This window comes from Humitalea rosea, from assembly GCF_003253705.1.
Taxonomy (GTDB): domain Bacteria; phylum Pseudomonadota; class Alphaproteobacteria; order Acetobacterales; family Acetobacteraceae; genus Humitalea; species Humitalea rosea.
This window is the reverse complement of record NZ_QKYU01000016.1, coordinates 122979-132674: the sequence shown is the minus strand read 5'-3', so window position 1 is coordinate 132674 and position 9696 is coordinate 122979. Positions and strand designations below refer to the sequence as shown.

Sequence of the window (9696 nt, the reverse complement as noted above, 5' to 3'; positions counted from 1 at the left end):
AAACACCTGCTGCGCAAGGCCGCCGCGCGCACCAGCGACGCCGTCTGCGCTACCATCGGCACTCTCCTCGACACCTACACACCCGCGGAATGCACTAACTATTTCACCCATTCAGGATACAATCGAACCTAAACGCATCCCGCTCTAGGCGGTAGTGGCAGGAGGGCTTCGCCCTCCCGCACCCTCCCACCAGGAAACCGGGCTTCCTGGACCTTCCCTAATTTTCAATAACGGGACGTGCAGAAACACCTTGTTTCTGCTGGGGTGATCGAGGGGTAACACCCCTCGATCCCGCACTCATCAGCGGCACTGCGACCGCTGCCGGATCACCGTCACACGGTCGGCCATCGCGGTCGCAACGCGCGGAAAATCGCTGCGGAGCTGGTCCAAGGTCGCGCAGGCCTCGCGCTTGGCACCGAAGCCGTTGAAGGCCGTCGCCAGCCCCAACAGCGCTTCGGGGGCGCGGCTGCTGCGCTGGTTGCGGCGATAGGCTTCGTCATAGGCCAAGGCCGCGTTCTGATAGTCCCGCTTGCCGACCAGCGCATCGCCGAGCAGCATCCCCGCATCCTGCGCCCGCGCCCCGGGATTGCCGGCGAGCACCTCGCGCGCCGCGGTCTCCGCGGCTGCGTAATCGCGCCGCCCCAGCGCGGTCTGGCCTTCCTGCAAGGCCCGTTCCGGCGGGCGGCTGGGGGCCGCGGCGGGGGGCGGCAGGCCGGGGGCCCCGGCTGGCGCCGGGCGCACGATCGGTGCGGCGGCGGGCGGAGGGCTGCCCGGACGCCCGCCCGATTCCAGCGCCTGCAAGCGGTAGTCCAGATCGCCCTGCAGCTTGGTAACCTGTTCGGTCAGGCTGCGATTGGCGAATTCGGCCTCTTCGGCACGGCCGCGCAGGCGGCGGGTTTCTTCCTCAAGGGTCGTGACGCGGTCCAGCAAGGTGGAGAGCATCTCGCCGCCCGGCACGGCCGCGCCGGAGCGCGGGACAGGGGCCATCACGCTGGGCGGGGGCAGCGATCCACCGCCGGCGCCGCCGCGCCGCAGGATTTCCATTTCCTGGCGCAGTTGCAGGATCTGGTTCTGCAACGCGATGCCTTCGCGGCTCTCGACCTGCGCCAAGGCAGGGGAAGCGAGGAGAAGGAGGAGGATGAGCGATCGGATCATGGTCATGAGTGTCCGTCCCGGTTCCGGTCAGATGCGGCGCACCGAAACAGGTAAGGGGGGCGGCCGCAAGGCAACCCCCCCACCAAATCATCGTCAGTGACCAAGACCCCGCCGAAGCGGGGCCGCGGGGCTGACGTCTTAGCGCACCACCGTCACGGCGCGACGGTTCTGGGCCCAGGCATCTTCCGAGGAGCCGAGCGCCGCCGGGCGGTCCTTGCCGAAGGAGATCGTGGCAATGCGCGGGCCGGCAACGCCGAGGGCGACCAGGGTGTCGCGGGCCGAATTGGCGCGGCGCTGGCCGAGGGCCAAGTTGTACTCGCGGGTGCCGCGCTCGTCGGCGTGGCCTTCGACGTTCACCTGGACCTGGGGGAACTGGCCGAGCCAACGGGCCTGGCGCTCCAGGATCGCGCGCTGGTCGGCGCGGACGGTGCTGCGGTCGGTGTCGAACAGCACGCGATCGCCGACATTGGCGACCAGGTCTTCCTGGCTGCCCGCGCGGATGCTGCTGGTGGGGGCCACGGCGCCGGCGCCGGTGGCCGTGGCGGCCCCATCATCGGAGGAGCAGGCGGCGAGGAGGGCGACGGCGGCAAGGGCGCCGAACAGCTTGGTGGTCATTGCTTTTCCTTTGGATAGCGGGGATCGCCTAACCGGCATCAGGCCCTAGGGTCAAGACACTGTTTTGGCATGGTTGCGTTTCGGTTTTAGGATAACATTCGAGGCTTTGACGCGATCAGGACAGCAACGGGCTCCAGGCCGGATCGGAGGCATCCGTCGGCGTCAGAACCTGCTTTTCGTTGAAGCCGGCGATGTCGATCATCGACAGCCGGGCCGAGTAGCCATTGCCGCGCGAGTCCCGCGCCGGGGTCTCGCGATAGAACATCAGCACGCGGCCATTGGGGGCGAAGGTCGGCCCCTCCATGCCCCAGCCTTCCGACAGGATGCGTTCGCCGCCGCCATCGGGGCGCATCACCCCGATCGCGAACTGGCCGCCCGAGATGCGGGTGAAGGCGATGAGGTCGCCGCGCGGCGACCACACCGGCGTCGCATAGCGTCCACGGCCGAAGGAGATGCGGCGCGGCCCGCCGCCACCGGCATCCATCACATAGAGCTGCTGGTCGCCGCCGCGATCCGAGTTGAACACGATCTGCGCCCCATCGGGGGAGTAGCAGGGCGACACGTCGAGCCCGCCGCCCGAGGTGATCTGCCGCTCCCGCCGCGACGCGAGATCGACGCTGAACAGGTTCGCATCCCCGCCGCGGGTGGAGGAGAGGATGACGCTGCGCCCATCCGGGGCGAAGCGCGGCGACAGGGTCATGCCGGCGAAGCTGCCGAGCGGCTCCTGCCGGCCGGTCTCCAGGTTGAACAGGAACACGCGCGGCTGGTTGTTGGCATAGGACATGAACGCGATCTGCTGCGCGTTCGGATGCCAGCGCGGGGTCAGCGCCTGGAAGCTGCCATCGGTCAGGAAGCGGTGGTTCTCGCCATCCTGGTCCATGATCGCCAGGCGCCGGGTGCGGCGGTCGCGCGGGCCGTTCTCGGCGATATAGGCGACGCGGGTATCGAAATAGCCCTTCTCACCCAGCAGCCGCTCATAGATCACGTCGCTGATCAGATGCGCGATGCGGCGCCAGTTGGCGGCAGGCGCGGTGAAGGCGGTGCCCTGGATCTGCGCCTCGGGCAGCACGTCCCACAGGCGGAATTCGACGCGCACGCGGTCGCCCTGCGGCTCGGCCTTGCCGGTCACCAGCGCCTGGGCGCCGATCCCCTTCCAGTCGGGGAAACGCGGCGTCGCGGCCGCGGCCTCCGGCGTCTGCACGAAGCCGCCGCGCTCGACGGTGCGGAACAGCGCCGAGCCCCGCAGGTTGTTCTGGATCACGCGCGCGATGTCGCGGCCGTAGCGCTGGCCCTCGGGCGTCGTGCCCGCAAGCTCGGGCACCGCGATCGGGATGGGATCGGTGCGCGCGGTGGTGATGTCGATCGAGGCCTGGCCAAAGGCGGCGCCTGGCGCCACGAGCCCCCCGGCGAGGCCGAGCAGGGCGCCCCTTCGCCCGAAGGAGGGGCCACCCCCGAGGTTGAGCGGGTTCATCGCACAAATCCCTGCGGCGAGAAGTTGAAGGGGATATCCCGAAGGCGTTGCAGCTTTTCGGGCGGAAAGCGGAGGGTCGCGCAGCGCGGGTCCAATACCGCACGACGCGCCGATTCATACAACGCACGCTGGCGTGGTTCGTTGTAGGGCCCTTCGGCGGGGCGGACATTTCGCACGATCCCCTGGGGATCGATGTCCAGCCGCAGCGACACGCGCATCTGGCCGATGTTCATCATGCCCTGATCCACCGACCAGCATTCGCTGATCTGCTGCGCGAGGCCGCGGACCTCGCCCTGGGTCAGCTGCGCGGTGCCGGTCGGCGCGCCCGCGCCGGCGGTGGGGGGGGCGGGGCGCGTATTCGGACGGGCGCGCGGCGCTTCCTGCTGCTGGCGCTGGCGCAGCGCCTCCAGCGTGTTGAGCACGCTGGTGCTGCGCTCCTGCGGCCGGGCGACCGGGGGGGTCTGGCCGGTGCCGGCGGTGGTCACGGGCTGCGGCGGCGGCGGCGCGGGGGGCGGCGGCAAGGGCAGCGGATCGGTGCGCGGGCCTGGAGCCGCGGCGACGGCTTCCGCGGCCGGGGCCGGCGGCGCGGGCGGCGGCGGCAGCGGCAGGGGATCGGCGCGCGGGCTCGGCGCCGTCGCGGGCGGCGTCGGCGTGGGCTGCGCCGCGGGGGTCGGCGGGGGTGGTGGCGGCGGAGGCAGCACGGTGGCCGCCGTCGGATCGGGCGGCGGTGCGGCGCGCGGGGTCACGGGGGTGGGTGGCGTCGGCGGTGCCGGGGCGGCCGGGGCCGGCGGCGGCGGCGATTGCGCGGTGCGCGTCTGCACCGGCGGCGCCGGGGGCGGCGGGGCGGTGGTCACGCGCGGCTGCGGCGGTGCCTCGGAGGCGACGGCCGGCGGCGGGGGCGGCGGCGGCGGGGGCGGCGCCAGCTCCGCCTCGCGCGGCGGCTGCACGGAGGGCGGCGTCGGGTCCGGCGGCGCCGGCACGTCATCCGGCGTCGGCGGCACCGGCACGTTGCTGACGCGCGGTGCGTTGGCGAGCGAGGGGTTGTCGGCCGGCACCATCTCGACCGTGATGGCCTGTTCCGGCGGTTCGTCGAACTTGCGGCTGGGCAGTTCGACCAGCAGCAGCAGGGCGACGATGAGGTGCATCCCGGCCGAGGCGACCGCCCAACGGGTCAGGCGATCGTCAACGACCGGGGGGCTGTACGCCGCCGTCATGGAATGGGCCTCAGCGTCCCGCCGGGCGGGGCGCGGGGGCGCGCGCCGCCGGGGGGGTGGCCGCTGGGGCAGCAGCGGCCGGGACGGCAGCCTCGCTCAGCAGCGCGATCCGGGTGAAGCCGGCGCTGGAGACGGCGCCCATCACCTCAAGCACCCGGCCATATTGGTTGGCGCGGTCGCCACGGATGAAGACGCGGCGTTCCGGCTGGCCCTCCACCCGCTCGCCCAGGATCTCGCGCAGCTTGGGGACCAATGCCTCCATGCTGGTTTCGGTGTCCTGGACGAAGATGCGGCCGTCGCGGTCCACCGACAGGGTCAGGGGCTCCTGCTCCTGCGCGACGGCGCCGGCCTGGGTCTTGGGCAGGTCCACCGGCACGCCCACGGTCATCATCGGTGCCGCGACCATGAAGATGATCAGCAGCACCAGCATGACGTCGACCATGGGGGTGACGTTGATCTCGGCCATGGGCCGGTAACGGCCGCGGCCACGCCCGCCACCGATGGGTCCCATCGCCATGGCTCAGGCCCCCCGGTCTTCGGCCTGCCGCGACAGGATGGCCGAGAACTCCGAGGCGAAGGCCTCCAGCCGGGCCGCGTAGCGGGACAGGTCGGTGCTGATCTTGTTGTAGAAGATGGTCGCCGGAATGGCCGCGACCAGGCCGATGGCGGTCGCGAACAGCGCCTCGGCGATACCCGGCGCCACGACCGCGAGGTTGGTGGATTGCATCCCCGCGATGGCGCTGAAGGAGTTCATGATGCCCCAGACCGTGCCGAACAGCCCGACGAAGGGTGCGGCGGAACCCACGGTCGCAAGGAACACCATCCAGCGTTCCAGCCGCTCCATCTCGCGCGAGATGGTGACGACCATGGCGCGCTCGGCGCGGGACTGGACGCCCGACATGGCCACATCCGCGCCCGCGGCCTTGGCGGCACCGCGCCGCCATTCGCGCATCGCGGCGCCGAAGACGGCGGCGATGGGATGGGTGGGGTGGTCGCCCTCGCGCTCGAACAGCTCATCCAGGCTGCCGCCGGACCAGAAGCGGTCCTCGAAGGCATCGGCGGCCTTGTTCAGCCGGCGCATCGCCATGGCTTTCTCGAACACCACCGCCCAGACCCAGACGCTGGCCAGAAGCAGCATGACCATGACCGATTTCACGACCCAGTCGGCCTGCAGGAACAGGGACCAAAGCGAAAGGTCGTGGGCCAAAGGGGCCAGTGAAGTCGCCGTCACGCCTTCCGGCATGGCATTCTCCTGTCAACTCGCATCGCCGTCGGGATCGACGACAAGCGCCGAGGCCCAAGGCTCCGGGATGGGTTTGGGACGAAGCCCGTCTGCCCGGACGCAGACGAGATCGACATCGAGGCGCGCAAGTCGGCCGGCCCCCGTGGCATCGCAGACATCCTGACGCAGGCTGAGTGACGCGCCTCTCTTGGCGAGCAGGCGCGTTTCGACAACCAGCGCCTGATCGAGCCGCGCGGGACGCTCATAGAGAACATTGACGCGGCGCACCACAAGGAAGCAGCCATAAGATTCGAGCATAAGGCTGTGCGGCAACCCTATGTCACGCAAGGATTCAGTTCGTGCCCGTTCGGCCCAGTGCAGGTAACGGGCGTGATAGGCGATCCCACCCGCGTCGGTATCCTCGAAGTAAACCCGGATCGGGAAGCGATGCGGGCTCATTCGATCCCGTCGAGCAAGCCTGGCTGCGGGCCAGCGGGCGGCGTCAGCCCCAGATGGCGCCAGCCGGGCTCTCCCAGCATCCGTCCGCGCGGGGTCCGTAGGATGAGCCCTTCCTGGATCAGATAGGGCTCGATCACTTCTTCGATGGTGTCGCGCCCCTCGGCCAAGGCGGCGGCCAGGGTCTCGACGCCGACAGGGCCGCCGCCATGGTGTTCGGCCATGCGGCGGAGGTAGCGGCGGTCCATCGCATCCAGGCCGAGGGCGTCCACCTCCAGCCGGATCAGCGTCTCGTCCACCATGGCGCGCTCGGCGGCGCGGCCCTCGACCAGGGCGAAATCGCGGATGCGGCGCAGCAGGCGGCCGGCGATACGCGGGGTGCCGCGCGAGCGGCGGGCGATCTCGCCGGCCCCCTCCTCGCTGAGCGCGAAGCCGAGTTTTCCCGCGCCCCGCGTGACGATGCGGTGAAGTTCCTCGGGCGTGTAGAATTGCAGCCGCAGCGGGATGCCAAAACGGTCGCGCAGCGGCGTCGCCAGCAGCCCGGCGCGGGTGGTCGCCCCGACCAAGGTGAAGGGCGGCAGGTCGATCCGCACGGTGCGCGCCGCCGGTCCCTCCCCGATGATGAGGTCGAGCTGGAAATCCTCCATCGCGGGATAGAGGGTTTCCTCGATCGCCGGTTGCAGCCGGTGGATCTCATCCACGAACAGCACGTCGCGCGGCTGGAGATTGGTCAGGATCGCCGCCAGATCCCCCGCCCGTTGCAGCACGGGGCCGGAGGTCGCGCGGAAGCCCACGCCCATCTCGCGGGCCACGATCTGCGCCAGCGTGGTTTTGCCGAGGCCCGGGGGGCCGTGCAGCAGCACATGGTCCAGTGCTTCCTCACGCTGCCGGGCGGCGGCGATGAAGACCGCCAGATTCTCCCGCGCCGCTTTCTGGCCGGTGAAATCGGCCAGGGTCTGCGGGCGCAGCGCCCCTTCGGCGGCGTCTTCCTCGGCCCGGGCGGCGCTGATCACACGTTCGCTCATCGCGGCGCCAGGGTGCGTAGCGCATCGGTGATCAGCGCTGCCAGGACGAGGTCATCGCCCATCCGCCGCGCGGCATCGCCGACCGCGGTCATCGCCTCCGGCCGCCGGAAGCCGAGGTTGACCAGGGCCGAGACCGCCTCGGCCTCGATGGAGGAGGGCGGCAGGCTGGCCGCGGGCAAGGCCGGCCCCTCGGCCGAGGGCGTGGCACGGCCGACCGCCCATTTCTGCATCGCCGGCTCATCCACGATCCGGTTCGCGGTCGCCACGCCCAGGCCCTTGATGCCGGCCAGGCGCTTGCGATCCTTGAAGGCGATGGCCTGGGCCAGATCCGGCGCCGCGAGCCCGGACAGCACCACCATCGCCTTCTGGGGCCCGACGGTCTTCACCTCGATCAGCGCACGGAACGCCTCGCGCTCGGCGGCATCGGCAAAGCCATGCAGGACGATGGCATCCTGCCGCACCTGGGTCTCGACCAGCAGCGTCAGGATACCCGGCGCGGCGCGGCAAAAATCCAGGGTCCGGGCGGAGCAGGAGACGAGGTAGCCGACCCCGTTCACATCCAGCACACAGGCGCCATCCTCGAAGGCGGCGACCCGGCCGGTCAACATCGCGATCATGCCGGCGTGTATCCCTGGGTCAGCATCAGCCTGCTTGAGCGGTGGTGCGCGTGGCAGATCGCCACGGCCAGCGCATCGGCGGCATCGGCGCGCTTCAGCACCGCGCCGGGCAGCAGGCGGCGGACCATGTCCTGCACCTGGATCTTGTCGGCGTGCCCGGTGCCCACCACGGCGCGCTTGACCTCCATGGCCTGGTATTCCGCGACCGGGATGCCGGTCAGCGCCGGGGCCAGCAGCACCACGCCACGGGCCATGCCGAGCTTGATCGCCGCCCCGGGGTTCTTGTTCATGTAGGTATGCTCGACCGCCGCTTCATCCGGCGCCCATTCGGCCAGCAGCGCCGCCAGCCCGTCGTGCAGGCAGCGCAGGCGCACCGCCATGGCGTCGGAATCCACCGTCGCGACCACGCCGTCGCCGAGGTGGCGCAGGCGGTTGCCGTCGCTCTCGATCACCCCCCAGCCGCAGAAGCGCAGCCCGGGGTCCAGCCCAAGCACGCGCACCATGCGGCGCGGAGGCGGTGCGGTCAGGCGGAGAGCCGCTGCATCACGGCCTCCGGCACGTCGAAATTGGCATAGACGGTCTGCACGTCATCATGCTCGTCGAGCGCGTCAATCAGCTTCAGCACCTCGCGCGCGCCGTCCTCATCCAGCTCGATCGTGGTCTGCGGGCGCCATTCCAGCCGGGCGCCATCGGCGGGGCCGAGCTTTTCCTCCAGCGCGTCGCGCACGGCGAAGAGGTCGGCCATGGCGGTGCGGATCTCATGCCCGTCGGGGGTGCTGGTGACGTCATCGCCGCCGGCCTCGATCGCGGCCTCCAGCATCGCCTCGTCGCTCGCGGCCGCGGCGGGATAGGTGATGATGCCGACATGCTCGAACTGGAAGGCGACGCTGTTGCTCTCGCCCATCGCGCCGCCGGATTTGCTGAACATGGAACGCAGATCGGCCGCGGTGCGGTTGCGGTTGTCGGTCAGGGTCTCGACGATGATGGCGATGCCATGCGGGCCGTAGCCCTCGTAGCGGACCTCGACATAATCCTCGCCGGGGCCGGGGGCTGCGGCGCGCTTGATGGCGCGGTCCACCGTGTCGCGCGTCATGTTCGCGACGCGGGCGGCCTGCACGGCGGCGCGCAGGCGCGGATTGGTCGCGGGATCGGGCAGGCCCTGGCGGGCGCTGACCGTGATCTCCCGGATCAGCTTGGCAAAGGTGCGGGCGCGACGGGCGTCCTGAGCACCCTTGCGGTGCATGATGTTCTTGAACTGCGAATGCCCGGCCATGGGCGACCCCCGACTCCGGCGCCCCGAATCCGGCAGGGCGCGATGATGCAGCGGCGGGATTAGCAGGCGCGATGCATCCACGCGAGGCCGAGCGGCCCCACCGGCTCAGAGAACGCCGAAGACATTCAGCAGGATGATGAGGATCACGGGGACGCCGGCGAACCAGAGAAGGGCGGATTTCATGGGACGAACCTCCAGAGGCATTTCGATGCAAGCCGAACGCGGAAGCATCTCCCCCGGTTGCCTCATTTCATCTGCGCCATACCGCCGAGGATGCCGCCGAAAATCGCGAGCAGCCCGCCCAGGAACAGCATGCCGATCACCCAGAGCAGGACGGCCGTCCCGGACAGCACCAGCCCGATGATGCCGCAAACCACCCCGCCCTGGTTGCCGGCGTCCCGCGCGCGGGCGAAGCCCATGACGCCGAAGATGACGCCGAGCACCGAGGTGATCAGCCCCAGCACCGGCACGAAGCCCAGCAGCCCGCAGATGATCGACAGCACGCCGAGCACGAGGCCGGGGCCGCCGTTCTCATGCAGCGGTGGCGGCGGCTGAGGCAGAGGTCCGGTATTGGGGATGAGCGGAGGCGGGGGCATGGCTGGTCTCCGGCGGGCTGCGGCAGCCTAGAATAGCCCCGGCGGTGCGGAA

The 9696-nt window shown here is 70.6% G+C and carries 12 protein-coding genes; all 12 read right to left on the bottom strand.

Features of this window, described 5'->3' with window-relative positions:
- Positions 1 to 300 precede the first annotated feature (300 nt).
- The 12 genes from C8P66_RS14895 to C8P66_RS14840 all read right to left on the bottom strand — a co-directional run bounded on the left by C8P66_RS14895 (position 301) and on the right by C8P66_RS14840 (position 9644).
- The gene (locus C8P66_RS14895) at positions 301 to 1155 is read right to left on the bottom strand and encodes a YbgF trimerization domain-containing protein (protein WP_111399075.1); all 855 of its coding nucleotides are present in this window, start codon (positions 1153 to 1155) and stop codon (positions 301 to 303) included.
- Between the two features lie 138 nt (positions 1156 to 1293).
- The gene (gene pal / locus C8P66_RS14890; RefSeq protein WP_111399066.1) at positions 1294 to 1770 is read right to left on the bottom strand and encodes a peptidoglycan-associated lipoprotein Pal; all 477 of its coding nucleotides are present in this window, start codon (positions 1768 to 1770) and stop codon (positions 1294 to 1296) included.
- 115 nt (positions 1771 to 1885) lie between these two features.
- Positions 1886 to 3241: a Tol-Pal system beta propeller repeat protein TolB gene (gene tolB / locus C8P66_RS14885; RefSeq protein ID WP_111399065.1), complete on the bottom strand. Its 1356-nt coding sequence runs from the start codon at positions 3239 to 3241 to the stop codon at positions 1886 to 1888.
- On the bottom strand, positions 3238 to 4455 hold the full coding sequence (locus tag C8P66_RS23895; RefSeq protein ID WP_158537259.1) for a hypothetical protein: 1218 nt from the start codon (positions 4453 to 4455) through the stop codon (positions 3238 to 3240). Before C8P66_RS23895 ends, tolB begins: the two co-directional genes overlap by 4 nt.
- Before the next feature lie 10 nt (positions 4456 to 4465).
- Positions 4466 to 4972 (bottom strand): protein TolR, encoded by a 507-nt coding sequence (gene tolR / locus C8P66_RS14875; RefSeq protein ID WP_111399064.1) that lies wholly within the window; start codon positions 4970 to 4972, stop codon positions 4466 to 4468.
- Between the two features lie 3 nt (positions 4973 to 4975).
- Positions 4976 to 5698 (bottom strand): protein TolQ, encoded by a 723-nt coding sequence (tolQ, locus tag C8P66_RS14870; RefSeq protein WP_111399063.1) that lies wholly within the window; start codon positions 5696 to 5698, stop codon positions 4976 to 4978.
- A gap of 12 nt (positions 5699 to 5710) precedes the next feature.
- On the bottom strand, positions 5711 to 6136 hold the full coding sequence (locus tag C8P66_RS14865; protein ID WP_111399062.1) for a YbgC/FadM family acyl-CoA thioesterase: 426 nt from the start codon (positions 6134 to 6136) through the stop codon (positions 5711 to 5713).
- On the bottom strand, positions 6133 to 7158 hold the full coding sequence (gene ruvB, locus C8P66_RS14860; RefSeq protein ID WP_111399061.1) for a Holliday junction branch migration DNA helicase RuvB: 1026 nt from the start codon (positions 7156 to 7158) through the stop codon (positions 6133 to 6135). Before ruvB ends, C8P66_RS14865 begins: the two co-directional genes overlap by 4 nt.
- The gene (ruvA, locus tag C8P66_RS14855) at positions 7155 to 7775 is read right to left on the bottom strand and encodes a Holliday junction branch migration protein RuvA (RefSeq protein ID WP_111399060.1); all 621 of its coding nucleotides are present in this window, start codon (positions 7773 to 7775) and stop codon (positions 7155 to 7157) included. Before ruvA ends, ruvB begins: the two co-directional genes overlap by 4 nt.
- Entirely contained in the window at positions 7772 to 8278 is a 507-nt protein-coding gene (gene ruvC, locus C8P66_RS14850) for a crossover junction endodeoxyribonuclease RuvC (protein ID WP_111399059.1), read from the bottom strand. The genes ruvA and ruvC overlap by 4 nt, the downstream gene beginning before the upstream one ends.
- A gap of 20 nt (positions 8279 to 8298) precedes the next feature.
- Positions 8299 to 9048, bottom strand: coding sequence for a YebC/PmpR family DNA-binding transcriptional regulator (locus tag C8P66_RS14845; protein ID WP_111399058.1), 750 nt, complete (start codon positions 9046 to 9048; stop codon positions 8299 to 8301).
- A 245-nt stretch (positions 9049 to 9293) separates the two neighbouring features.
- Positions 9294 to 9644, bottom strand: coding sequence for a hypothetical protein (locus C8P66_RS14840; protein ID WP_146422879.1), 351 nt, complete (start codon positions 9642 to 9644; stop codon positions 9294 to 9296).
- Positions 9645 to 9696 lie beyond the last annotated feature (52 nt).

Excerpts from the sequence above, each read along its gene's own strand:
- C8P66_RS14895 (WP_111399075.1), bottom strand. The coding sequence starts at position 1,155 with ATGATCCGATCGCTCATCCTCCTCCTTCTCCTCGCTTCCCCTGCCTTG.
- pal (WP_111399066.1), bottom strand. The coding sequence starts at position 1,770 with ATGACCACCAAGCTGTTCGGCGCCCTTGCCGCCGTCGCCCTCCTCGCC.
- tolB (WP_111399065.1), bottom strand. The coding sequence starts at position 3,241 with ATGAACCCGCTCAACCTCGGGGGTGGCCCCTCCTTCGGGCGAAGGGGC.
- C8P66_RS23895 (WP_158537259.1), bottom strand. The coding sequence starts at position 4,455 with ATGACGGCGGCGTACAGCCCCCCGGTCGTTGACGATCGCCTGACCCGT.
- tolR (WP_111399064.1), bottom strand. The coding sequence starts at position 4,972 with ATGGCGATGGGACCCATCGGTGGCGGGCGTGGCCGCGGCCGTTACCGG.
- tolQ (WP_111399063.1), bottom strand. The coding sequence starts at position 5,698 with ATGCCGGAAGGCGTGACGGCGACTTCACTGGCCCCTTTGGCCCACGAC.
- C8P66_RS14865 (WP_111399062.1), bottom strand. The coding sequence starts at position 6,136 with ATGAGCCCGCATCGCTTCCCGATCCGGGTTTACTTCGAGGATACCGAC.
- ruvB (WP_111399061.1), bottom strand. The coding sequence starts at position 7,158 with ATGAGCGAACGTGTGATCAGCGCCGCCCGGGCCGAGGAAGACGCCGCC.
- ruvA (WP_111399060.1), bottom strand. The coding sequence starts at position 7,775 with ATGATCGCGATGTTGACCGGCCGGGTCGCCGCCTTCGAGGATGGCGCC.
- ruvC (WP_111399059.1), bottom strand. The coding sequence starts at position 8,278 with ATGGTGCGCGTGCTTGGGCTGGACCCCGGGCTGCGCTTCTGCGGCTGG.
- C8P66_RS14845 (WP_111399058.1), bottom strand. The coding sequence starts at position 9,048 with ATGGCCGGGCATTCGCAGTTCAAGAACATCATGCACCGCAAGGGTGCT.
- C8P66_RS14840 (WP_146422879.1), bottom strand. The coding sequence starts at position 9,644 with ATGCCCCCGCCTCCGCTCATCCCCAATACCGGACCTCTGCCTCAGCCG.